23 protein-coding genes are annotated in these 21,101 nt (G+C 64.1%); 9 read left to right on the plus strand and 14 right to left on the minus strand.

Annotation, left to right across the window (positions count from 1 at the left end; genetic code table 11):
- Positions 1 to 39: 39 nt before the first annotated feature.
- The 4 genes from ACM62G_RS12990 to ACM62G_RS13005 form a co-directional block, all read right to left on the minus strand.
- Positions 40 to 684, minus strand: a complete 645-nt coding sequence (locus ACM62G_RS12990; RefSeq protein WP_054059374.1) for a hydrolase — start codon at positions 682 to 684, stop codon at positions 40 to 42.
- Positions 685 to 963: 279 nt separating this feature from the next.
- Positions 964 to 2,604: a GMC family oxidoreductase gene (locus tag ACM62G_RS12995; RefSeq protein ID WP_054059373.1), complete on the minus strand. Its 1,641-nt coding sequence runs from the start codon at positions 2,602 to 2,604 to the stop codon at positions 964 to 966.
- Positions 2,601 to 3,110 (minus strand): sorbitol dehydrogenase family protein, encoded by a 510-nt coding sequence (locus ACM62G_RS13000; protein WP_239688020.1) that lies wholly within the window; start codon positions 3,108 to 3,110, stop codon positions 2,601 to 2,603. The genes ACM62G_RS12995 and ACM62G_RS13000 overlap by 4 nt, the downstream gene beginning before the upstream one ends.
- 15 nt (positions 3,111 to 3,125) lie before the next feature.
- Positions 3,126 to 4,550, minus strand: a complete 1,425-nt coding sequence (locus ACM62G_RS13005; protein WP_419737278.1) for a cytochrome c — start codon at positions 4,548 to 4,550, stop codon at positions 3,126 to 3,128.
- 474 nt (positions 4,551 to 5,024) lie between these two features.
- Between ACM62G_RS13005 and ACM62G_RS13010 the strand changes: the two genes are divergently transcribed.
- Positions 5,025 to 6,665, plus strand: coding sequence for a methyl-accepting chemotaxis protein (locus tag ACM62G_RS13010; protein ID WP_273825881.1), 1,641 nt, complete (start codon positions 5,025 to 5,027; stop codon positions 6,663 to 6,665).
- 57 nt (positions 6,666 to 6,722) lie between these two features.
- On the opposite strand, the gene ACM62G_RS13015 is transcribed toward ACM62G_RS13010, so the two are convergent.
- Complete coding sequence (locus tag ACM62G_RS13015; RefSeq protein ID WP_017901766.1) at positions 6,723 to 6,983, minus strand: accessory factor UbiK family protein; 261 nt, start codon at positions 6,981 to 6,983, stop codon at positions 6,723 to 6,725.
- Positions 6,984 to 7,389: 406 nt separating this feature from the next.
- On the opposite strand from ACM62G_RS13015, the gene glnK reads away from it, so the two are divergent.
- The 4 genes from glnK to sutA all read left to right on the plus strand — a co-directional run bounded on the left by glnK (position 7,390) and on the right by sutA (position 10,175).
- Positions 7,390 to 7,728, plus strand: coding sequence for a P-II family nitrogen regulator (gene glnK, locus ACM62G_RS13020; RefSeq protein WP_002555808.1), 339 nt, complete (start codon positions 7,390 to 7,392; stop codon positions 7,726 to 7,728).
- A 35-nt stretch (positions 7,729 to 7,763) separates the two neighbouring features.
- Positions 7,764 to 9,104 (plus strand): ammonium transporter, encoded by a 1,341-nt coding sequence (locus ACM62G_RS13025; protein WP_054059368.1) that lies wholly within the window; start codon positions 7,764 to 7,766, stop codon positions 9,102 to 9,104.
- 213 nt (positions 9,105 to 9,317) lie between these two features.
- On the plus strand, positions 9,318 to 9,743 hold the full coding sequence (locus ACM62G_RS13030; RefSeq protein ID WP_054059367.1) for a secondary thiamine-phosphate synthase enzyme YjbQ: 426 nt from the start codon (positions 9,318 to 9,320) through the stop codon (positions 9,741 to 9,743).
- Positions 9,744 to 9,845: 102 nt separating this feature from the next.
- Positions 9,846 to 10,175 carry a transcriptional regulator SutA gene (sutA, locus tag ACM62G_RS13035; protein ID WP_017901763.1) on the plus strand — a complete coding sequence of 110 codons (330 nt, stop codon included), beginning with the start codon at positions 9,846 to 9,848 and terminating at the stop codon, positions 10,173 to 10,175.
- Positions 10,176 to 10,260: 85 nt separating this feature from the next.
- Here the strand turns inward: sutA and ACM62G_RS13040 are convergent, their stop codons facing one another.
- From ACM62G_RS13040 to lptM, 6 genes are read right to left on the minus strand one after another with little or no spacing between them, the layout of a single operon-like run.
- On the minus strand, positions 10,261 to 10,971 hold the full coding sequence (locus ACM62G_RS13040) for an HAD family hydrolase (protein WP_054059366.1): 711 nt from the start codon (positions 10,969 to 10,971) through the stop codon (positions 10,261 to 10,263).
- A complete protein-coding gene (xerC, locus tag ACM62G_RS13045; RefSeq protein ID WP_419737279.1) occupies positions 10,968 to 11,867 on the minus strand; it encodes a tyrosine recombinase XerC in 900 nt (299 codons plus the stop codon). The genes ACM62G_RS13040 and xerC overlap by 4 nt, the downstream gene beginning before the upstream one ends.
- A gap of 2 nt (positions 11,868 to 11,869) precedes the next feature.
- The gene (locus ACM62G_RS13050) at positions 11,870 to 12,595 is read right to left on the minus strand and encodes a DUF484 family protein (RefSeq protein WP_054059364.1); all 726 of its coding nucleotides are present in this window, start codon (positions 12,593 to 12,595) and stop codon (positions 11,870 to 11,872) included.
- A gap of 13 nt (positions 12,596 to 12,608) precedes the next feature.
- The gene (dapF, locus tag ACM62G_RS13055) at positions 12,609 to 13,439 is read right to left on the minus strand and encodes a diaminopimelate epimerase (RefSeq protein WP_416770974.1); all 831 of its coding nucleotides are present in this window, start codon (positions 13,437 to 13,439) and stop codon (positions 12,609 to 12,611) included.
- A gap of 4 nt (positions 13,440 to 13,443) precedes the next feature.
- Positions 13,444 to 14,691 carry a diaminopimelate decarboxylase gene (gene lysA, locus ACM62G_RS13060; RefSeq protein ID WP_054059362.1) on the minus strand — a complete coding sequence of 416 codons (1,248 nt, stop codon included), beginning with the start codon at positions 14,689 to 14,691 and terminating at the stop codon, positions 13,444 to 13,446.
- Positions 14,692 to 14,700: 9 nt separating this feature from the next.
- Positions 14,701 to 14,865: an LPS translocon maturation chaperone LptM gene (gene lptM, locus ACM62G_RS13065; protein ID WP_081006013.1), complete on the minus strand. Its 165-nt coding sequence runs from the start codon at positions 14,863 to 14,865 to the stop codon at positions 14,701 to 14,703.
- A 200-nt stretch (positions 14,866 to 15,065) separates the two neighbouring features.
- Between lptM and cyaY the strand changes: the two genes are divergently transcribed.
- From cyaY to rnk, 3 genes are all read left to right on the plus strand, one after another.
- Positions 15,066 to 15,398: an iron donor protein CyaY gene (gene cyaY, locus ACM62G_RS13070; protein ID WP_054059361.1), complete on the plus strand. Its 333-nt coding sequence runs from the start codon at positions 15,066 to 15,068 to the stop codon at positions 15,396 to 15,398.
- Positions 15,398 to 15,622, plus strand: coding sequence for a DUF1289 domain-containing protein (locus tag ACM62G_RS13075; protein WP_054063618.1), 225 nt, complete (start codon positions 15,398 to 15,400; stop codon positions 15,620 to 15,622). The genes cyaY and ACM62G_RS13075 overlap by 1 nt, the downstream gene beginning before the upstream one ends.
- Before the next feature lie 258 nt (positions 15,623 to 15,880).
- The gene (rnk, locus tag ACM62G_RS13080) at positions 15,881 to 16,294 is read left to right on the plus strand and encodes a nucleoside diphosphate kinase regulator (protein ID WP_419737280.1); all 414 of its coding nucleotides are present in this window, start codon (positions 15,881 to 15,883) and stop codon (positions 16,292 to 16,294) included.
- 7 nt (positions 16,295 to 16,301) lie between these two features.
- Here rnk and ACM62G_RS13085 read toward each other — a convergent pair whose 3' ends face one another.
- The 3 genes from ACM62G_RS13085 to ACM62G_RS13095 all read right to left on the minus strand — a co-directional run bounded on the left by ACM62G_RS13085 (position 16,302) and on the right by ACM62G_RS13095 (position 20,097).
- On the minus strand, positions 16,302 to 19,145 hold the full coding sequence (locus tag ACM62G_RS13085; protein WP_273825877.1) for a class I adenylate cyclase: 2,844 nt from the start codon (positions 19,143 to 19,145) through the stop codon (positions 16,302 to 16,304).
- Between the two features lie 168 nt (positions 19,146 to 19,313).
- Positions 19,314 to 19,559 carry a TIGR02647 family protein gene (locus tag ACM62G_RS13090; RefSeq protein WP_017901999.1) on the minus strand — a complete coding sequence of 82 codons (246 nt, stop codon included), beginning with the start codon at positions 19,557 to 19,559 and terminating at the stop codon, positions 19,314 to 19,316.
- Between the two features lie 253 nt (positions 19,560 to 19,812).
- A complete protein-coding gene (locus tag ACM62G_RS13095; protein ID WP_054059358.1) occupies positions 19,813 to 20,097 on the minus strand; it encodes a hypothetical protein in 285 nt (94 codons plus the stop codon).
- Between the two features lie 123 nt (positions 20,098 to 20,220).
- Here ACM62G_RS13095 and ACM62G_RS13100 point away from each other — a divergent pair, with 123 nt between their 5' ends.
- Positions 20,221 to 20,880, plus strand: coding sequence for a glutathione S-transferase (locus tag ACM62G_RS13100; protein ID WP_054059357.1), 660 nt, complete (start codon positions 20,221 to 20,223; stop codon positions 20,878 to 20,880).
- Positions 20,881 to 21,101 lie beyond the last annotated feature (221 nt).

Genomic DNA, 21,101 nt, shown 5'->3' on the forward strand with positions numbered 1-21,101 from the left:
CGCCAGCAGTGCAGCCTGGCGGGCCTGTGTTCGCAGGGATCAGCCCAGGGTGCGTTGTGGGGCCTTGTGCACCATGGTGTAGGCGTAGTCGACGCCCATGCCGTAGGCGCCGCTGTGCTCGCGCACCAGGTCCATCACGGCATTGTAAGTGTCCTTGTGGGCCCAGTCGCGTTGGTATTCGAGCAGCACCTGCTGCCAGGTCACCGGAATCGCGCCGGCCTGAATCATCCGCTGCACGGCCATGTCATGGGCTTCCTGGGTGGTGCCGCCGGAAGCGTCGGTGACGATGTACACCTCGTAGCCTTCGGCCATGGCTTCCAGGGCCGGGAATGTCAGGCAGACCTCGGTCCACAGGGCGGCCATGATCAGTTTCTTGCGACCGGTGGCTTTCACTGCTTCCACCAGCTTCCTGTCTTCCCAGGAGTTCATCGAGCTGCGCTCGATCGGCTGGGCGCCCGGGTTCACGCCCAGCAGCTCCGGCCAGATGTAGCCGCTGAAGCTTTCGGTTTCCACCGAGGTGTAGATCGTCGGCACGTTGAAGATCTTCGCCGCCTTGGCCAGGCCTACGGTGTTGTTCTTCAGCGTTTGACGGTCGATCGATTGCACGCCGAAGGCCATTTGTGGCTGGTGGTCGATCAGGATCAGGGCGGAGTTGGTTGGGTTCAGCAGTTCGCGGTTGGACATGATTGAGTTCCTTTTTGAGTCGATAAAGTGGGTGAAGCGAATTCGGCACCGGCCTGGCGTTTGCTCAGTGGCTGCGGTATGGGTGTACTTTAGGGGTGATCCATGATCGAGACAATTAGGCAGAAATGAGAATGATTGATTCTAAAATGGGGACAATATTTTCAAGGCTCGAATGACTGCTGAACCAGCCTGGCTGGGCCTTTGCGAGAGGGGAGTCGGGAGAGGGAGGACGTGACAGGCCAGGGCGGCCTGTCACGTCGGCTGCTGCGGGATCCGGCGTTACGCCTGGAAGTCCTTGAGCAGTTGATCGGCAATACGGATGCTCAATGCGGCGCCGGTCAGCGTGGGGTTCACGCAGGACGACGACGGCATCACGCTGGTGCCGGCGATGAACAGGTTGGCGTGGTCATGGGCGCGACAGTCACGGTCGACCACCGAGTTCTTCGGATCGTCGCCCATGATGGTGGTGCCCATGATGTGCTGGCGGTTCTGGAAGCCCACGTCGGTGCTGAGGATGTCGGCGTCGAGCAGCTTGGCGAACTGCTTGAAGTCCTCCAGGGCCTTTTCCTTGCCGGCGTGCCAGTAGTCCGGGACGCTGTAGTAGATCTCCGGCACCGGCAGGCCGATGGCGTCGAACTTGGTCTTGCTCGGCGTCACGCGGTTTTCCGGCAGCGGCAGGGTCTCGAAGTCCACCGCCCAGTTCAGCGAGCGCGCCGATTGCAGGCGGATCTGCTCGTCGAGTTTCGAGCCGAGCACGCCCTTGGCGATCAGGTTGCTGGTGATCTGCGAGGTGGGCACCGTGTTGCGCACCTTGATCTTGTAGCTCGGGTAATCCTTGCGGAACCCGCCGTCGCGGCTGTTGAGGTACACCAGCAACTGGGTCGGGCCTTCGCCGGGCCACATGTCTTCCTTGGTCATCACGTTCATGCTGATGCCGGTGTGGTCCATCAGGTTGCGACCGACCTGATCGGACGAGTTGGCGATGCCGTTCGGGTACTTCTCCGAGGTGGACATCAGCAGCAGCTTCGGCGATTCGATGCCGTAGGCCGCCAGCACGAAGTAGCGGGCGGTCAGGCGGTGCTGGGTTTTGTCCGGGCGCATGTACCAGATCGCGCTGATCTTGCCGTCGTCGCCAGCCTCGATCTTGTACACCACTGAGTTGTCCAGCAGCTTGGCGCCATGGCGCTCGGCTTCGTCGATGTGCATGGAACCATCGTACTTGGCGGCAATCGGGCAGACCGGGTTGCAGTTGTTGTTGCCGGCGCATGGCGGCCGCTTGCCGTAGGGGCGGGTAGCACGGCCGTTGGGTTCGAGGATCGGGTTGTAGCCGCCCTTGCTCAGCATCGTCGACAGGCGCTTGAACATGTAGCTCGGCTTCAGGCCTGCCATCGGGTAGGGGATGGAGCGTGGCGGGAAGGCCGCGCCGCCCTGGCCGCTTTCGTCCTGGCCGTCGACGCCGGACACGCCCAGCTCGGTTTCGGCGCGGGCGTAGAAGGGTTCCAGTTCGTCGTAGCTGATCGGCCAGTCACGCCCGCGCCCGTACAGGCTGTTGAGGCGGAAATCGTTGGGCAGCATGCGCCACAGCGATGAGCCGAAGTGCCAGGTGGTACCGCCGACCACGCGCAGGTACGAGGTGTTGTATTTTACCGGGCCGACCTGCTGCAGGTAGTCGCCATAGGTGGAGGGCGCGTGCGGCAGGCTCGGGTACGGCGAGCCGGCGCCTTGCAGCTTGGCGTTGGCCAGCGACAGCTTGACCGGGGCGTTGCGGAAGGTTTCGACGATGTCGCGGCGGTTCACCCGAGGGCCGGCCTCGAGGACGATCACGGACTTGTTGGCCTTGGCCATCTCGGCGGCGATCAGGCCGCCCATCACGCCGGAGCCGATGACGATCACGTCGGCGTCGTACGCAGCACTGCTCATAGTTGGGTTTCCTGTCTATCGGTTGGCTTGTTGCCCCAGGAGTCGGGGCCACCGCCGTAGGTGGGAATGGCGAGGATGCCGTGGGTCGGGGCGTACATCAGCGCCTCGGAGTAGCTGACCAGTTCGGCGTCGGCCAGCTCGCCGACGATGCCCAGGTACCAGGCGGAGATGATGCTGGTGGCGGTCGCCTTCAGCGACGCATCCGGGTTGGGCTGGGCCAGGTATTCATCCACGTGCTTGAAGCCTTGCGTGGCGATCAGTTGGCGCAGGGCGCCGACGTTGCCGGCGAAGTTCGGCGCACGCTTGCTCAGCGCGCGGTAGTAACGCGCCGCCAGCACCGGGTTGACCGGGCGGCTGACGAGGAACTGCGACAGGGCGATGAAGTCCTGATCGTCCGCCGCCAGTACCGATTGCCACGGCGCGAGGCTGCCGACCAGGGCGGCCAGGCCCAGGGTCACCGAACCGCGCAGCAGGCTGCGGCGGGAGAGGGTGTGCTTGTCAGTCATCGAAGTTTCCATGGTTCAGGCCTCCAGGCGCCGACGACGAGCCTTGAACCTGAACAACGCCAGGATGACCAGCAGGCCGAGAATGATCAGGCCCGGCACGCTGTACTGCGCCAGGACGGCGAGTGGCGCCTTGGGGCCGCCTTCGCGCACGCGCGCCACGTCGGCGGCGGTCACGGTTTTTTCCGGGTTGCCGTAGTGGGTCAGCACGTAGTTGCTGACATCGGCGATTTCCTGGTCGCTGAGGCGGTCGGTGTAGAACGCATTGGGACCGAAGCCCGGCATGTCGATGGCGACGCCGTCGACCTTGCGGTGCACGCCATGGACGATGGTCGCGATCAGGTTGTCGGCACGGCTGGTGGCGGTGTTGTGGAACAGTGACGGGTACTCGCGGTTGCCCTGGCCGTTGGCCTGGTGGCAGTTGGCGCAGGTGCCGCTGAAGATGTGCCAGCCCGGGTTGTCCTGCGGTTTGCCGCCGCGCAGGGTCAACTCATCGCTGGAAGCCTGGCCGAAGGTGTGGCGGGCCTGGCGCTCGCCGCCGTCGACCGGAGTGGTCTGAAGCAGGTAGGCGGCGATGGCCTTGAGGTCGTCATCGCCCAGGTATTGCAGGCTGTGTTCGACCGCCTCGGCCATCGGCCCGGCGGCCTGGGCCTTGCCCTCGACGTGGCCGGTGCGCAGGTAGGCGACGATTTCGTCGCTCGACCAGGCGCCGATGCCGCTGGTCTTGTCCGAGGTGATGTTCGGCGCGAACCAGGCGCCCAGCGAGCCGCCGGACAGCGCCTTGTCGTTGTTGGCGGCCATCAGCACGTTGCGCGGGGTGTGGCAGGTGTCGCAGTGGGCCAGGGCGTTGACCAGGTAGTCGCCGCGGTTGACCTGGGCCAACTTGGCCGGATCCGGGGTGAAGCGTTTGTCACTGTGGAACAGGGCGTTCCAGCCGATCATCGAGGTGCGGATGTTGAACGGGAAGTCCAGCTGGGTCTTGGGGCTTGGGGCATCCACCGGTTTCACTTCATGCATGAAGTACTGGTAGAGCGCGGCGACGTCGCTGTCGGTCATCTTCGCGTAGGAGGTGTACGGCATCGCCGGGTACAGGTGGGTACCGTCCGGCGTCACGCCGTCGCGTACGGCGCGGGCGAAGTCCGCCTCGCTGTAGTTGCCGATCCCGGCGCTTTTGGACGGGGTGATATTGGTCGAGTAGATCACGCCCATGGGCGAGTTCAGCGGATAGCCGCCAGCGAACGCCTTGCCACCGGCACTGGTGTGGCAGGCCACGCAGTCGGCGGCCACAGCCAGGCGCTTGCCCGCCGATGCGTTGGTATCGAGCGCCTCGGCGTGGGCCCCCAGGCTGACGGCCATCAGGGCCAGCCACCCGGCCAGGGTATTGCTTATGGGTCTTGCCTTCTGAACGCCAGGCAACAGCCGACCCATCCTTTGCGGATGCATGTGTAACTCCTCACGGTTTGACTTGCGCGCGTGACGCCCGGTTCGTGTCATTTTCGTGACCGAACAACTGGTGTCGTACGACATCGTATGTTTGCGATTAATATTTCACATGCTGTAACATTTAACAACGATAATGGCAAAAAGCCATCACGTATTTGTTTCAGTAAATGGCTCTGGAATGCATGTTTCAGAAGGTAGGTGGCCTGCCGTGTCGTGCGCGCGACGCGGGGGGCGAGAAGGAAGTGATCCCATCAAGCTTGCGGGAAAAACAGGTGTTCGGCTTGTGCGTTTGTGCTGTGGTACGACGTCGTTGGCTGAATGACCTTGCCATGCGCCAGGCGTGTCCGTGTTGTTGTCGGGCGGACTCGAGCAGCGAAGGCATCCCCACACAGGCCCGTCACCCGGTTGTACGCGGGGGCAGGGAAATGCACACATGAACAGGGACGCTCTACCGGCGCCCACAAGGATCCACCGATGAACTGGCTCAACGATGCAAAGCTTTCGACCAAACTGATCTCCTCCTTTTTCCTGTGCGCGCTGATCACGCTCGCCGTGGGCATGCTTGGCATCAGTGGCGTTTCCGCACTGTCGGCGCGCCTGCAGGCGGTGTTCAGCAACAACCTGGTTTCGGTCGCCAACACCTCGCAGACCAAGACCAAGGCGGTCGGCCAGACCCGTGACATGTACCGGCTGTATGTCGCCACCGCGGGCAATGCCCCGCAGAGCGTCAAGGATGAGTTCCTGGCCTCGATGAAAGCCAATCAGTTGGCCAGCGAGCAGGCGTTCGCCGCCTACCGCAAGGGGCCGCTGGCCGAGGACGAGCGCATTGCCGGTGACCAGATGGCGCGCGACTGGCCGATCTACCAGGCGCTGGTGCAGCGCTATGTGGCGATGATGGCGGCGGGCGACCTGGAGAACGGCCGCGTCTTGCTGCTGGGTGACCTGCAGAAGGCCTACCGCAAGGTCATGGACCAGTTGACCATCATGATCGACTCCAACGATCGCCAGATCAGCGAGGACGCCAAGGCGGCGGCAGCCCAGGAGGCGACGGCCAGGGCGGTGCTGTACAGCGGTATCGGCATCGCCTTCATCGCGGCCGTGCTGCTGGGCTTTTTCATCAGCCGCCTGATCAGCCGGCCGATCGCCACTGCGGTCGACTGTGCCCAGCGCATCGCGGAGGGCGACCTGACCCAGCGCATCAGCAGCCACGGCCGCGACGAGGCCGGCCAGTTGCTCAAGGCCCTGGGCGACATGCAGGACAGCCTGAAGAACACCATCCAGCAGATCGCCAGCGCCGCCGACCAACTGGCGTCCGCCGCCGAGGAACTGACGGCGGTCACCGATGACGGCAGCCGGGCGCTGACCCGCCAGAATGACGAAATCCAACAGGCCGCCACCGCCGTCACGGAAATGACCTCGGCGGTCGAGGAAGTGGCGCGTAATGCCGTGTCGACTTCACAGGCTTCGCAGTCGACCAGTTCGCAGGCCAGCAGCGGGCGCGACCAGGCCCGCAGCGCGGTGCAGGCGATCAACAACGCGACCCGGGAAATCACCTCGTCCACCGGCCTGGTGAAGGACCTGGCGGTGCAGGTGCGCGATATAGGCCAGGTGCTGGACGTGATTCGTGGTATCGCCGAGCAGACCAACCTGCTGGCGCTCAACGCGGCCATCGAGGCGGCCCGCGCCGGTGAGCAGGGCCGCGGCTTTGCCGTGGTCGCCGATGAGGTGCGGGCCCTGGCAGCGCGGACCCAGGCGTCCACCGGCGAGATCGAGGCCATGATTCATGCGGTACAGGACCGGGCCGACAGCGCGGTCGAGGCCATGGGCAAGAGCCAGGCGCTGGTCACCGAGACCCAGGATCTGGCGCGGGCCACCGGTGAGGCGCTGGAACAGATTGCCGACGGCATCGCGCAGATCAACGGCCGCAACCTGGTGATCGCCACCGCGTCCGAGGAGCAGGCCCATGTGGCTCGCGAGGTGGATCGCAACCTGGTGAACATCCAGGATCTTTCGACCCAGACTGCCGCCGGGGCGAATCAGACCAACGCGTCGAGCCAGGAACTGTCGAACCTGGCGCTGTCCTTCAACTCGCTGGTCAGCCGTTTCCGGCTCTGATTCCACTGGGCCGTCCGGCCCGGTTTGTCGCCTGGCGCCATAACGGCGCCGGGTGCTTCATTCCTGGGTGGGCGCCAGCCGTGCTTCCAGTTCGGCGACCTTCGCCTCCAGGCTCTCCAGGCGCGCACGGGTGCGGGCCAGGACCACCATCTGGCTATCGAATTCTTCCCGGCTGACCAGGTCCAGCTTGCTGAAACCGCTCTGCAGCAGGGCCTTGAACTGGCTTTCGATTTCGTTGCGCGGCAGCGGGCTTTCGCCATTGAACAGGCGGGAGGCTTGACCGCTCAGGGCGTCGAGGAAGTCTTTGGGCGCGAGCATGATGTGGATTTCCGGATACAGGGTCGGCCCAGTGTACCACGCAGTGTCTATAGTGATTTTCGTGGGCGGCGGTGCACGCTTTTTGCGCAGGCCGCCGGGCGCCCGCGCACCGTTGTTGTGCGTGCCATTGGGGCGTGGCGCGGCTTTTCCCTGGCCATGAGGGGCAAGAGCTTGAAAATCATGGGTTTTGCAGAGATGGCAAGGTTTCTGCTTAGACACTCATGACCCATGCACTGATGCAGTCGCTGTGACCAGGCAGTGCGGCGGGCTCGGCCAATCGGCAACGGTTGGCTGACGTCGACGGGCTGATCAGGGCTGACGGCGCGTTACAAAGCCAGGCACTGCGCTTAGACTTGAGTCGGGTTTGTTTTCCTGGGGCAAGTCCACCAATTCGGGAGAGAGTTTCATGAAGCTAGTCACTGCCATCATCAAGCCGTTCAAATTGGACGATGTGCGCGAGTCGTTGTCCGAGATCGGCGTGCAGGGCATTACCGTCACTGAGGTCAAGGGCTTCGGTCGGCAGAAAGGCCACACCGAGCTGTATCGCGGCGCGGAATACGTGGTCGACTTCCTGCCCAAGGTGAAGATCGACGTCGCCATCGACGACAAGGATCTCGATCGGGTTATCGAGGCGATAACCAAGGCCGCCAACACCGGCAAGATCGGTGACGGCAAGATCTTCGTGGTCAATCTGGAACAGGCTATTCGCATCCGTACCGGCGAAACCGATACCGACGCCATTTAAGCCGCCCAAACCCCAACGCCCCAGGAGAAAACAATATGACTCTGCGTAAATTCGCAGGGCTAGGAGCCCTGTTGTCCCTAATAATGCCAGCCATGGCCATGGCGGCGGATCCTGCTCCCGCGCCCGTGCTCAATGCCGGTGACACCAGCTGGATGCTGACCTCCACAGCCCTCGTGCTGTTCATGACCATTCCGGGCCTGGCGCTGTTCTATGGCGGCATGGTGCGTTCGAAAAACATTCTTTCGGTGATGATGCAGTGCTTCGCCATCACCGGCCTGATCACCATCCTGTGGTTCATCTACGGCTACAGTCTGGCGTTCGACAGCACCGGGATGGAAGCCGGCGTGGTCAATTTCAATTCCTTCTTCGGCGGCATGAGCAAGGCGTTCCTGGCCGGTATCACGCCTGCCAGCATCACCGGTCCGGCGGCGTTGTTCCCCGAGGCCGTGTTCGTCACCTTCCAGATGACCTTCGCCATCATCACTCCGGCGCTGATCGTCGGTGCCTTCGCCGAGCGCATGAAATTCTCCGCGATGCTGATCTTCATGGGCGTCTGGTTCACTCTGGTCTATGCACCGATTGCGCACATGGTCTGGGGCGGCGCCGGTTCGCTGCTGGGCGACTGGGGCGTGCTGGACTTCGCTGGTGGCACCGTGGTGCACATCAACGCCGGTATCGCCGGTCTCGTGGCCTGCCTGGTGCTGGGCAAGCGCAAGGGCTACCCAACCACTCCGATGGCCCCGCATAACCTGGGCTACACCCTGATCGGCGCGGCCATGCTGTGGGTCGGCTGGTTCGGCTTCAACGCCGGTTCCGCTGCCGCGGCCAACGGTACCGCCGGCATGGCGATGCTGGTGACCCAGATCGCCACCGCCGCTGCCGCGCTGGGCTGGATGTTTGCCGAGTGGCTGACCCACGGCAAACCAAGCGCACTGGGTATCGCCTCGGGCGTGGTTGCCGGCCTGGTTGCCATTACGCCGGCTGCCGGCACCGTTGGCCCGATGGGGGCACTGATCATCGGCCTGGCCGCTGGCGTGGTGTGCTTCTTCTGCGCCACTTCGCTCAAGCGCAAGCTCGGTTACGACGATTCCCTGGACGCCTTCGGCGTGCACGGCATCGGCGGTATCCTCGGCGCGATCCTGACCGGTGTGTTCGCCGCTCCGTCGATGGGTGGCTTCAACGCCGCGACCACCGACGTGGCCGCTCAGGTCTGGGTACAGTGCAAGGGTGTCGGCTTCACCGTCATCTACACCGCGATCGTCACTTACGTGATCCTGAAAGTGCTGGATGTGGTGATGGGCCTGCGGGTGACCGACGAGGAAGAATCGGTCGGTCTCGACCTGGCACAACACAACGAGCGCGGCTATAACCTCTAAGCGCCTCAGAAAAAAAATGCCCGGCTTGCCGGGCATTTTTTTGTCCGGATTTTGTCCATGCGAAAAGGCCTGAAAGGATTTATCCAGAGGCATTGCGGACAAAACACCGGGCCCTGTTCCCATGGGGCAATGGCTTACAGCATGGCAGGCGTATTAGGCGCTTTGCTTTTTTCCTGAGCGCGCTAGAATGCGCGCCGATGGGCGGAGAACTGTATGTGGCAACAGACACTGATCACCTTGCGGGCCAAGCCCCGGGGTTTTCATTTGGTGACCGATGAGTTGCTCGCGGGCCTGCCTGAACTCAAGGCATGTCGGGTCGGTCTGTTGCACTTGTGGCTGCAGCATACCTCGGCCTCGTTGACCATCAACGAGAATGCCGATCCGGCGGTTCGTCGCGACTTCGAGCGTTTTTTCAATCGACTGGTCCCGCAAGGCGACCTCGACTATGAACACAACGACGAAGGTGCGGACGATTTGCCGGCGCACTTCAAGGCCAGTTTGCTAGGCTGTCAGCTGACTTTGCCGGTAACGGCGGGGCGGCTGGCGCTGGGTACCTGGCAAGGCGTCTATCTTGGCGAGCACCGCGATCATGGCGGTGCCCGTAAAGTCCTTGCCACCCTTCAGGGTGATGGGGCATAAGCCGCTGGACACCAGTGGATGTTGATTTTTTTCCGGCAGCCTTCGACAGTCGGCATAGCTGGGCTATAACTAATCTGCTTTTCGCAAGTCATGAGGTAGAACATGAGCGACGATGATCTGGAAAACGATGACCTCGAAGTAGGTGACGAAGACGAGAACGAAGAAGGCCTGGAAGCGTCTGCAGAAGACGTGGACGTTGCCGACGACGATGGCGGCGACGTTCCTGCTCCGACCTCCAAGGGCAAGGCCAAGGCTGCGGTATCGGTCGATGAGCTGCCCAGCGTCGAGACCAAGAACAAGGAGCGCGATGCTCTGGCGCGGGCCATGGAAGAATTCCTGGCGCGCGGCGGCAAGGTGCAGGAAGTGGAGGCCAATGTGGTCGCCGATCCGCCCAAGAAGCCGGATAACAAGTACGGCAGCCGCCCTATCTGAGTGGCGCTATCTGCTTGTCGAAAAGCCCGCCGTCGCTGCGGGCTTTTTCATGCCTGGGATTCGGGCCTGGCGCCTCTGCGTGGGCCTATCGGGTCGTGGTGTTCCAGGCGGTCAGCAGGGCGGGCAGTTCGGTGAGGCTGCGAATCTCGGCATCCGGGCGGCGCTCGGCTTCCCAGGCCTTGCCCGCGGGGTTGTACCAGACCGCCCGCAGGCCCGCCTGCTGGGCCCCGGCGATGTCGTCGCCGGGATGGTCACCGATATGCACCGCGGCGCTGGCGGCAATGTTGCCGCCGCGCGCCAGGGCCTCGTGGAACAGCCGTGCATCCGGCTTGGCGATACCGATGTCCTCGGCGCACAGGGCAAAGCGGAAGTAGTCGGCCAGGCCCAGGCGACGCACGTCGGCGTTGCCATTGGTGACCACGCCGAGGGCGAAGCTGCTGCCCAGGGCTTGCAGGGTCGGCTCGACCTCGGGGAACACGTCGATCTGGTGCCGCGCGTGGATGAACACCTCGAACGCCTCGTCGGCCAGTACCGTCGCCTGCGCCTGGGGGTAACCGGCTTCCTCCAGGGCATGGAACAACACTCGGCGGCGCAGGGCGCTGATACGGTGCTTGAGTGTCGGCTCCCGGAGCAGCACGCGTTCGCGGATGGCCCACAGGTGCTCGATCGGGATGCCGCCGAGGTCCGGCGCATGGCTGGCCAGCCACTCGCGCAGCACGTTTTCCGCACTGTGGATCACCGGGGCGGTATCCCACAGGGTGTCGTCGAGGTCGAAGGTGACCAGCTCAATCGTCATTGCGAGGAATCCTTGCTGCGTTTGGCCCGGGGGTGGGCGCTGTCATAGACGGTGGCCAGGTGCTGGAAGTCCAGGTGGGTGTAGATCTGCGTGGTCTTGATGTCCGAGTGGCCAAGCAGTTCCTGCACGCCGCGCAGGTCCTGGGACGATTCCAGCAGGTGGCTGGCAAAGGAATGGCGCAGCATGTGCGGGTGCAGGTTCTGCCCCAGTTCGCGTTCGCCCGCGGCCTTGACCCGCAACTGGATGGCCCGTGGGCCGAGGCGCCGGCCCTGCTGGCTGACGAACACCGCATCGTCCGCCGGATTGCTCAGGGCGCGCAGCGGCAGCCACGCCTGCAGGGCTTCGCGGGCCTTGCGGCCGACCGGCAGCACGCGGGTCTTGCTGCCCTTGCCGTGGACCTGCACCAGGCCATCGGCGAGGTCCAGCTGGTCGAGATTGAGCCCGGTCAGTTCCGACAGGCGCAGACCCGAGGAGTAGAACAGTTCGAGGATGGCCTGGTCGCGATGGGCGAGGAAGTCGTCTTCCACGGCGCCATCGAGCAACTGCTGGGCGCGATCGGTGTCGAGGGTCTTGGGCAGCCGGTGTTCGCTCTTGGGCGGTGCCAGGCCGGTGGCCGGGTCGTGATCGCAGAGGCCTTCGCGATTGAGGTACTGGTACAGACCGCGTACCGCCGACAGCAGCCGCGCCAGGCTGCGCGAGGACTGCCCCTGCTGATGCAGGCGGGCGACCAGCCGGCGCAGTCGCTGGATATCCAGGGCGGACCAGCTGCCGAGCTGTTCCTTCTCGCAGAAGGCCAGGACCTTGTTCAGGTCGCGGCGATAGGCCTCGAGGGTGTGCGGCGACACCTGACGCTCACTGCGCAGGTGCTCGCAGTAGGCGTCCAGCTGTCGTTCCATGGCTAGCGCACCGAGCGCAGGGAGTGGGTGAAGCGCGGGACGACGCGGCCCAGGACTTCGGCGATATAGCTGAGGAACAGGGTGCCGACCGAACTCTTGTAGTGCTGCGGGTCGCGGCTGGCGATGGCGAGCACGCCATGCAGGCCCAGGTGACTGATGGCGACCACGGCGGTGGAGCCGATCTGCTTGCGCTGTTCCTCACCGAACAGGAAGTCCAGCTCATGTTCGCGCAGGCTGCCGCTGACGCTCTTGCCTTCCGAGAGCAGCCCGCCGATCGCCTGCTGGGCTTCGGCGCCGCTGACCCAGCGGCCCACCGGCATGGCGTTGTCACTGAACAGGATCAGGCTGACGAAGGGCACCTGGAAGTCCTGGCGCAGGCTGTCCTCGACGGCCATCACCAGGTCGTCGAGGCTGCCGGCGTCCATCAGGGCGAGGATCAGCCGGCGGGTCTTGTCGAACAGCCGGTCGTTGTCACGGGCGACGTCCATCAGTTGCGACAGCCGGTGGCGCATCTCGATGTTGCGTTCGCGCAGGATCTTCATCTGCCGCTCGACCAGCGACACCGTGTCGCCACGCTGATGCGGGATGCGCAGCGCCGGCAGCAGTTCCTCGTGGGTGACGAAGAAGTCCGGGTGAGCCTCCAGGTAGGCGGCGACGGCGGCCGCCTCAAGGCTCTGTTCTGGCAGTTCGTGGGGCTGTTCGGCTGGAACCTTGGGCTGGTCGGTCATGACGTTCGCTCGCTTATAGACGCACTTGTCCTTCATACACCCGCACGGCCGGTCCGGTCATCATCACCGGCTGGCCGACGCCCGCCCACTCGATGGACAGGCGTCCGCCGGGCAGGTCGATGGTCACCGGCGAATCCATCCAGCCCTGGCTGATGGCGGCCACTGCGGCGGCACAGGCGCCGGTACCGCAGGCCTGGGTTTCCCCGGCGCCGCGCTCCCAGACGCGCAGTTGCGCGCGATGGCGGTCGATCACCTGGAGGAAGCCGACGTTGACCCGTGCCGGGAAGCGCGGATGGTGTTCGATCTTCGGACCCAGCTCGTGGACGGGCGCCGCATTGATGTCGTTGACGCGCAGCACCGCATGGGGGTTGCCCATGGACACGGCGGCCAGCTCGACGGTGCGGCCATCGACCTCGAGCGGGTAGCTCAGGGCCTGGGCCGGTGCCTGGAACGGGATGTCCGCCGGCACCAGGCGCGGGGCGCCCATGTCGACGCTGATCTGGCCGTCCTGGCGGACGTCCAGTTCGATGATGCCGCTCTTGGTCTCGACGCGGATCCGGCGCTTGGCGGTCAGGCGCTTGTCCAGCACGAAACGGGCGAAGCAGCGCGCGCCGTTGCCGCACTGCTCCACTTCCGAGCCGTCGGCGTTGAAGATCCGGTAGCGGAAGTCCACGTCGGGGTTGCTCGGCGCCTCGACGATCAGCAACTGGTCGAAGCCGATGCCGGTGTGGCGGTCGCCCCACTGTTTGGCGTGCTTGGGCAGGATGTGCGCGTGCTGGCTGACCAGGTCGAGGACCATGAAGTCGTTGCCCAAGCCGTGCATCTTGGTAAAACGCAGCAGCATGGGGTTACTCCGGCAGCAGGCTTTCGCCAGCGTACAGTTCGGCCAGGGTTTCGCGGCGGCGGATCTCGATCACCTGCTCGCCATCGACCAGCACTTCGGCGGCGCGGCCGCGGGTGTTGTAGTTGGAACTCATGACGAAACCATAGGCACCGGCCGAATGCACGGCCAGCAGGTCGCCTTCCTCCAGCGCCAGCTGACGGTCCTTGGCCAGGAAGTCGCCGGTTTCACAGATCGGGCCGACCACGTCGTAGGTGCGCGGCTGGGCATCCCGTGGGCGCACGGCGGTGACGTTCATCCAGGCCTGGTACAGCGACGGGCGGATCAGGTCGTTCATCGCCGCGTCGACGATGGCGAAATCCTTGTGTTCGGTGTGCTTAAGGTATTCGACCCGCGTCAGCAACACGCCGGCATTGGCGACGATGAAGCGGCCCGGTTCGAACATCAGCGCCAGGTCGCGGCCGGCGGTGCGCTCGCGCACGGCCTTGATGTAGTCGGCCACCTGCGGTGGCTCCTCATCACGATAACGCACTCCGACGCCGCCACCGAGGTCGATGTGCTGCAGGTAGATGCCGCACTCGCCAAGACGGTCGATCAGCGCCAGCAGGCGGTCGAGGGCATCGAGGAACGGGTCCAGGCTGGTCAGTTGCGAACCGATGTGGCAATCGACGCCGAGCACTTCCAGGTTCGGCGACTGCGCGGCGCGAACGTAGGCCTCCTCGGCGTCGGCAATGGCGATGCCGAACTTGTTTTCCTTGAGACCGGTGGAGATGTACGGGTGGGTACCGGCATCCACGTCCGGGTTGACCCGCAGCGAGACCGGCGCACGTACGCCCATCTCGGCGGCCACCTGTTGCAGGCGCTCCAGTTCTTCGGCGGATTCGACGTTGAAGCAGTGGACGCCGACTTCCAGGGCGCGACGCATGTCCTCGCGGGTCTTGCCGACGCCGGAGAAAACGATGCGGTCGGCGCGGCCGCCTGCGGCCAGTACACGCTCCAGCTCACCACGGGACACGATGTCGAAACCGGCTCCCAGGCGGGCCAGCAGGTTCAGCACGCCGAGGTTGGAGTTGGCCTTGACCGCGAAGCAGACCAGGTGCGGTACGCCTTCGAGGGCGTCGGCATAGGCGTGGTACTGCGCCTCGATATGCGCGCGGGAGTAGACATAGGTGGGCGTGCCAAAGCGCTCGGCAATGGCGGACAAAGCCGCACCTTCCGCGAACAGCTCACCGTCGCGGTAGTTGAAAGCGTCCATGGTGATCCCTTACTCGTAGGTGTCGTGCTTGTGCGCCTTGCTCTGCGAGGACTTGGCCTGGTCGTTGGGGTTCTGGCCGTCATCGGGTAGGTACAACGGACCCTTTTGACCACAGGCGGAGACCAGGCAAGCGATCGCGAGGAGCGCAGCAAGGGAAGAGATCAGGCGCTTCATGGCGAAATCCTTTGTAAAAGCATTGATTGCGCCCGAGTATACCGGCCACCCGGCGGCTTGCCTATGCGAGCCGCCAGCCGGACGGTGGCAGGCCGATTCTTGGTGTCTCGTCGCCCCGGGCTGGTTATGCTTTGCAAACATCCGGCGGCGCGCTTATCTTCGCCCGCCTGGAGTGACACGCATTTTTCGAGGTTTGTGCAATGAGTTTGACTGAAGCCCGCTTTCACGACCTGGTCGATAGCCTCCAGCAGAATCTGGAGGATGTGTTCGACGAGAGTGACCTGGATCTGGACCTGGAAAACTCCGCCGGAGTGTTGACCGTCAAGTTCGACGGCGGCAGCCAACTGATCTTCAGCCGCCAGGAGCCCTTGCGCCAGCTGTGGGTAGCGGCGCGCTCGGGCGGCTATCACTTCGACTATGACGAAGAGAACAGCCAGTGGGTCTGCGACAAGAGCGAGGAGCTGCTCAGCGAGATCCTCGCCCGGGCGACCTGGGAGCAGGCCGGCGTCAAGCTGGACTTCGACGAGATCTGATGGTGACGCAGCCCGCCGCTTCCGTCCGGCCCGCCAAGCCGTTGTACAGCAATGTCAGCCCGGCGGTGCCTTCGCCCTGCGTGAGCCTTTGCCGGCTCGATGAGCAGAAAATTTGTATCGGATGTTTTCGGCATGTCGAGGACATCCGCGAATGGCGCTCGGCGGACGATGAGCGTCGGCGGGTGATCTGCGCGCAGGCCAGGACGCGCAAGGCTCAGGCCTGAGCCGCTCTCTGTAGGAGCGGCTGGCCGACGCTCGGTTGCCCGCGAAGCTTTTGGCGGCCTCAAGGTCCTCTTCGCGAGCAAATCCGCTCCTGCAGGGGTGGCTGCCCGGTAGCGCAGGTACGCTGGTGGGTGGCTTGTGTATTTACGCTGCTGTGGTAGTGTCCGGCTATACCCCGCACTGAAGCGGGAAGTGAGAACCCCGCCTTTCGTGGCGGGGTTTTGCTTTTATCGTGCAGAAAAAAGGAGTCTGCCTGGATCATGAGCACCGCACCTTCCATCATTCTTACCCGCCTCGACGTGCAGCGTCTGGAGCGCCTGATCGACAGCCTCGACGACTCGCTGCCGGGCGTCATCGCGCTGCAGGCCGAACTGGACCGCGCTGAAAGCGTCGTGGGCCACGAAGAAGTGCCAGCCGGTGTCGTGACCATGAACTCCCGGGTGCATTGCCGCGAGGAAGGCAGTGGCAAGGACTACCGGCTGACCCTGGTCTACCCCCAGGACGCGAATGCCGACGAAGGCAGGATTTCGATCCTGGCGCCGGTCGGCAGTGCCTTGCTTGGCCTGCAGGTCGGCCAGCACATCAATTGGCCGGCCCCGGGCGGCAAGACCCTGAAGCTGGCCTTGCTCGATGTCGAATACCAGCCGGAAGCCGCTGGCGACTACCACCTCTGAACCGGCTTCAGACCAGATCCAGCGCGATGTTCAGCGAGTTCTCCAGCTCGGCCTTGTAGCGCAGGTGCAGGTTGGTCGAACCCGCTCCCTCGCCGACCAGGCCGCTGAGGTCCAGGTCGGTGATGTAGCAGCGGTAACGCTCGATCTCGCGGCGTTGGCCAACGATTTCCTGGGCCACCGCGATGTACAGCTGGTTGCCGTATTCCAGCTCGGAAAACTCCCGCTGATTGCAGTACAGGGTGACCTGCACCTCGTCCTGGCCGGTCTTGCCGACGATCGCCTGGACGTCGTAGAACGGCTTGTTGACCGGCGTCCGCGGCGCCGGTCGGGCCTCGACCCGGCGCGCCCGGCCCGGCGCTGAAGGCAGCAACTGGTAGTACAGCACTTCCAGCGTGCGGCTGGATGCCGAGTCCATCGGCATCAAGGCTTCGCGACGGTAGAGGATCGACTGCAGGAAGCGTTGCAGCGGCACCAGCAGGCTCTGTTCGTCGTGGAACGGCAGGCGCTGCTGCCATAGAGCATTGAACTCATCCAGCACATACAGCTCGGCCAGGTCTTCGTTGATCCGGTAGAACACCTGCACGCAGTCGGGCTGGCCCATCGGCAGCACCAGGGCCAGGTCGTGTTCTTCCATGGCGCGCAGGTCCAGGTGCAGCGGGCTGTAGGCCGACAGGTCGCTGCTCAGGTAGTCGAGCAGCAGCGAAATGCTGTCCAGGGCGATGTGCTTGACGTGGCCGGGCACCAGCTCCAGCACGTGGTAATGCTGCTGGACCTGCACCAGATAACGGTGGTTGAGATTGCCCAGCAGCAGTTCCTGGGCGGTGTTGAGCACTTCCTCGACCCGCTGGGCGATGAACTGCGCACGGTTGTGGCAGAAACAGCGCACCTGCAGCCGCGGCATGTCGCGGCCCAGGGGCAGGTTGTTGAGGTAGTCGCGTACGCAGTCGAGCAGCGCATGCGGCCCGTCGTAGCGGTTGATCAGCACCTCGTTCCAGCTGTTGAGGGTGACCTGGTCGAGGGTCAGCACCAGGTTTTCCCGGACTCCGGCATAACTCAGGGAGTCGGTGCGCTCGGTGGTCATCAGGATATTCAGGTCGCGGTGGTGCTTGAGCGGGTCGACCCCGACGTTGACCAGGATCAGCACCTCGCCGGGGATGCTGGGGCACAGCAACTGTTCTTCGTCGACACTGCTCAGTGGCAGGGCGATCAACTGCTGCAGGCTGCCGAGCAGGTTGAACAGCTCGAACTCGGTCAGGTCGCTGCTGCCGGGGTGCAGGGCCAGGCGGGTGCTGCTGTCGATCACGCCGTTGCGATGGCACCAGGTGAGCAGTTCGAGCAGCTCGCGGCTGCGCTTGATCGGCGCGAAATGCTCCCATTCCTGGGCGCCCAGGCTGCCGTTGTACAGGCCCCAGTGGGTCTGCCCCGGCTCCTTGCGGTTGGGCGACTGCACCAGGGTGAGGGTGTCCTCGGCCATGTCCGGGGCGATTCCGGGGTTGATGAATTCGATCTTGCCGGCCTTGCGCTCGAAGGCCGCGTAGAGCCGGCGGCCGAGCACGTTGAGGTCGCGCTTGTTGATCAGGCTGACCGCCTGCTCGCTGCGGGCGAACTGGGTCAGGAAGCGATAGCTGTAGTTCAGCTCGTTGACCAGCGCCCGGCGTTCGGCGCTGACCTGGCGGACCTTCCACTGACTGCGGCTGTCGAGCAGCGTCAGTTGCCGGCGGTCCCAGCCCCACTCGCCGGCCAGGCGGATCAGCAGCAGACGCTGCCAGCTGCTGTTGCGCGTGTTGCCGCCGGTGAGCTTGCGGTTGACCTTGAGATACAGGCTGCGCCGCACCAGCTCCAGCCGCTCCGGTTCGTTGCGGGCCTTGAGGTATTCCTCGATCCTCCGGTAGACCACGACATAGGGGTCCAGCTCGTCCAGGTCCAGCCGATTGGCGAACACCGCCTGCTTGAAGCGCAGGCTCAGGCATTCGACCTGTGGGTGTTCGCTGGCATAGACCTCCGTCAGCAGCAGCTTGAGCACCGACTTGTAAGGCGACTCGATGCCCTTGAACAGTTGCCAGAGCCCGGCACCGATGAACTCTCCCGGCGGAATGTGCGCCAGGTGACCGAGGTCCAGGCACTCGTCGGCGCGGATGAAACGCTTGGACAGCAGGGTGTGGGTGTACTGGTCGTAGCGCGATTCCTCGTACACCGGCACCAGCCACCACAGCGGCGTGCGTCCGGCGAGCCAGATGGCGGTGCGGTAGAACTCGTCCAGCAGCAGGTAATGCTGGGTGGTGCCGCAGTCCTCCGAGCTCAGTTGCGCGTCGCGCTCGCCACGGACGAAACGGGCCGGATCGATCAGGAAGAAGTGCGCCTCGGCGCCCTGGCTGGCCGCCCAGGCTTCGAGCAACTGGCATTTCTTGCGCAGTTCGGCCAGTTCGCCCTGGCTCAGGTCGCTGGCATGGCAGACCCAGAAGTCCATGTCGCTCTGGTCGGCCTGGGCCAGGGTGCCCAGGCTGCCCATCAGGAACAGCCCGTGGATCGGCCGTGGCAGGCTGGCGGGGCGGCTCTTGTAGGAGAACGAGCGGGTCAGGCGCTGGGCCTCGACCAGGGCCGCATCGTTCGGTTCGTAGTTCGACAGACCGGCGGGCGTGCTGCCCGAGACGTAGCCGGGCAGCAGCGGATGATTGACGTGGAAGAACAGCGGCAGCACGTTCAGCACCACCTGCTGGCGCGGCGACAGGCCTTCCAGGGCGCGCTCCAGTCGCCCCTGATTGAGTTTCAGGAAGCGCGAGCGCAGTTGACTGAGCACCTGGCGGTCAATGCCCTCGTCCAGGTTAGGGCGTATTTCGTGGGTGCGCGTCATCGGCTTGCGGCGCTCGGCATTAGGAAATATCTGAAAGACTCAGTTTACAGGCTAAGCGGGCCCCGCTTTAAGCTGAATTTGTCGATGGGTGTCAGATGGTCGGCTCACTGATCACGGGGAGCCCGCGCAGTCCGGGCAGAGGCGGGACCGCGTGGGCAATCTGCGCAATCAGGCAGCTTCTCTGACGCTCAGGATGGTCAGCAGACCCTGGGCATGCTCGGCGGCATCGCGGCCCAGGCTGGTCAGGTAGCCACCATCGACCTGGGTGATCAGTTCCTTGTCGAACAGGCGTTTGGCGGCAGCGATGGCTGAAGGGGCGGCGGTCTGATGAATTTTCAGGCCCTCCTGGGAGCTTCCCAGGTTGAACAGTGCAAGGATTTCCAGTTCGGCAACCAGCTCAGGGGTATACGACATAAGGACTCCAGACTTTCAGGAATTATTATCGGGCGACGCACCACTAAGGTGATCCCACTTGCCCGGGCTGTCCAGTGCCGGGGCGTTTTCAGTGTAGACGGAGCGGGGATGGGTGTTGTTTTATCGGCCCTGTTCGCGGGCAAGCCACGCTCCTACAGGACGGAGCCAAACACAAATCTTGTGCTCGGCACGGACCTGTAGGAGCGTGGCTTGCCCGCGAATGGTCTCTGACGTCGCCGAAATCCCCTGAGGTTCATTCCTTTTCGGGCGGCAGCTCTGGCAAGGCGCGCAGGGCTGTTTCGTACCACTCGCTGTCGAACGGGCGATCATCGTCGAGCATGGCGTCGATCTCCACCGCCAGTACATGGGCCATCAGGTTGAGGATCTCGTCGCGCTCGTAGCCGACCAGGGTCAGCTTGTTGAAGGTGGCCTTGGCGGCCGGCGGGTTGCCGCTTTCGATCTGGTTTTCGATGGCCTGGGTCAGGGTGGTCTCGGCGAACGCTTCGTCGTCGTTGTCGATATCGCTTGGCTCGCTCATGGCAGGCTCCTGTGGGTGAGGGCGCCAGTTTACCCGTATTGGGCGCCACGGTGCTGCTGGTCAATTTTTATCCAGTGCACTATAACTGCCTGCGCCCACCCCGCACGGCCTGGAGGCTCTGTGATGCTCAAGCTTTATGGATTTTCGGTCAGCAATTACTACAACATGGTCAAGCTGGCCCTGCTCGAAAAAGGACTGCCTTTCGAGGAGGTCGCTTTCTACCCCGGACAAAGCCCGGAAGCCCTGATGATCAGCCCGCGCGGCAAAGTACCGGTGCTTGGCGTTGAACAGGGCTACATCAACGAAACCACGGTGATTCTCGAGTACCTGGAAGACACCCAGGGCGGCCAGCCGCTGCTGCCGCGCGAGCCGTTCCAGCGGGCCCAGGTCATGGCGCTGGCCAAGGAGATCGAGCTGTACATCGAGCTGCCGGCGCGGGCCTGCTTTACCGAGGCGTTCTTCGGTATGCCGGTGCCGGAAGCGATCAAGGAAAAGACCCGTGGTGAATTGCTGCTCGGATTTGCCGCGCTCAAGCGCCATGGCAAGTTCGCCCCCTATGTGGCGGGCAGCGAGTTCACTGTGGCGGACCTGTATTTCCTCTACAGCGTCGACCTGGCCTGTGCGGTGGGTGGCAAGCTGTTCGGTATCGACCTGCTGGCCGACATGCCGCAGGCGAAGGCGTTGCTGGAGCGGTTGCAGCAGACCGAGCATGCCAGGCGGATCGCGGCGGACAAAGAGGCGGCGATGCCGGCGTTTCTGGCGATGATTGCGGCGAAGAAGTAGCTCTCCGACCTGTGGGGGCCGGCTTGCTGGCGGTCCGCCGAGGGCGGCCAGCCAGCACTCGTGTGGCGCCAGCTATCGCCAGCAAGCGTCCCGCCCCACCGGCTCCCACAAGGGTTGGACGGGTGTCCGGCTTCCTGGGGGCCGTCCAAACCGTGGGAGCGGGCTTGCCCGCGAATAGGCCCCACAAGTTCCGTGGGAGTCGACCGGGCTGGCGATCCGTT

The organism is Pseudomonas sp. COR18 (assembly GCF_048568395.1).
Classification (GTDB): Bacteria; Pseudomonadota; Gammaproteobacteria; order Pseudomonadales; family Pseudomonadaceae; genus Aquipseudomonas; species Aquipseudomonas fuscovaginae_B.

What these genes read in the sequence shown, in the direction of transcription:
- ACM62G_RS12990 (WP_054059374.1), bottom strand. Translation starts at nt 684, where the DNA reads ATGTCCAACCGCGAACTGCTGAACCCAACCAACTCCGCCCTGATCCTG.
- ACM62G_RS12995 (WP_054059373.1), bottom strand. Translation starts at nt 2,604, where the DNA reads ATGAGCAGTGCTGCGTACGACGCCGACGTGATCGTCATCGGCTCCGGC.
- ACM62G_RS13000 (WP_239688020.1), bottom strand. Translation starts at nt 3,110, where the DNA reads ATGACTGACAAGCACACCCTCTCCCGCCGCAGCCTGCTGCGCGGTTCG.
- ACM62G_RS13005 (WP_419737278.1), bottom strand. Translation starts at nt 4,550, where the DNA reads ATGCATCCGCAAAGGATGGGTCGGCTGTTGCCTGGCGTTCAGAAGGCA.
- ACM62G_RS13010 (WP_273825881.1), top strand. Translation starts at nt 5,025, where the DNA reads ATGAACTGGCTCAACGATGCAAAGCTTTCGACCAAACTGATCTCCTCC.
- ACM62G_RS13015 (WP_017901766.1), bottom strand. Translation starts at nt 6,983, where the DNA reads ATGCTCGCGCCCAAAGACTTCCTCGACGCCCTGAGCGGTCAAGCCTCC.
- glnK (WP_002555808.1), top strand. Translation starts at nt 7,390, where the DNA reads ATGAAGCTAGTCACTGCCATCATCAAGCCGTTCAAATTGGACGATGTG.
- ACM62G_RS13025 (WP_054059368.1), top strand. Translation starts at nt 7,764, where the DNA reads ATGACTCTGCGTAAATTCGCAGGGCTAGGAGCCCTGTTGTCCCTAATA.
- ACM62G_RS13030 (WP_054059367.1), top strand. Translation starts at nt 9,318, where the DNA reads ATGTGGCAACAGACACTGATCACCTTGCGGGCCAAGCCCCGGGGTTTT.
- sutA (WP_017901763.1), top strand. Translation starts at nt 9,846, where the DNA reads ATGAGCGACGATGATCTGGAAAACGATGACCTCGAAGTAGGTGACGAA.
- ACM62G_RS13040 (WP_054059366.1), bottom strand. Translation starts at nt 10,971, where the DNA reads ATGACGATTGAGCTGGTCACCTTCGACCTCGACGACACCCTGTGGGAT.
- xerC (WP_419737279.1), bottom strand. Translation starts at nt 11,867, where the DNA reads ATGGAACGACAGCTGGACGCCTACTGCGAGCACCTGCGCAGTGAGCGT.
- ACM62G_RS13050 (WP_054059364.1), bottom strand. Translation starts at nt 12,595, where the DNA reads ATGACCGACCAGCCCAAGGTTCCAGCCGAACAGCCCCACGAACTGCCA.
- dapF (WP_416770974.1), bottom strand. Translation starts at nt 13,439, where the DNA reads ATGCTGCTGCGTTTTACCAAGATGCACGGCTTGGGCAACGACTTCATG.
- lysA (WP_054059362.1), bottom strand. Translation starts at nt 14,691, where the DNA reads ATGGACGCTTTCAACTACCGCGACGGTGAGCTGTTCGCGGAAGGTGCG.
- lptM (WP_081006013.1), bottom strand. Translation starts at nt 14,865, where the DNA reads ATGAAGCGCCTGATCTCTTCCCTTGCTGCGCTCCTCGCGATCGCTTGC.
- cyaY (WP_054059361.1), top strand. Translation starts at nt 15,066, where the DNA reads ATGAGTTTGACTGAAGCCCGCTTTCACGACCTGGTCGATAGCCTCCAG.
- ACM62G_RS13075 (WP_054063618.1), top strand. Translation starts at nt 15,398, where the DNA reads ATGGTGACGCAGCCCGCCGCTTCCGTCCGGCCCGCCAAGCCGTTGTAC.
- rnk (WP_419737280.1), top strand. Translation starts at nt 15,881, where the DNA reads ATGAGCACCGCACCTTCCATCATTCTTACCCGCCTCGACGTGCAGCGT.
- ACM62G_RS13085 (WP_273825877.1), bottom strand. Translation starts at nt 19,145, where the DNA reads ATGACGCGCACCCACGAAATACGCCCTAACCTGGACGAGGGCATTGAC.
- ACM62G_RS13090 (WP_017901999.1), bottom strand. Translation starts at nt 19,559, where the DNA reads ATGTCGTATACCCCTGAGCTGGTTGCCGAACTGGAAATCCTTGCACTG.
- ACM62G_RS13095 (WP_054059358.1), bottom strand. Translation starts at nt 20,097, where the DNA reads ATGAGCGAGCCAAGCGATATCGACAACGACGACGAAGCGTTCGCCGAG.
- ACM62G_RS13100 (WP_054059357.1), top strand. Translation starts at nt 20,221, where the DNA reads ATGCTCAAGCTTTATGGATTTTCGGTCAGCAATTACTACAACATGGTC.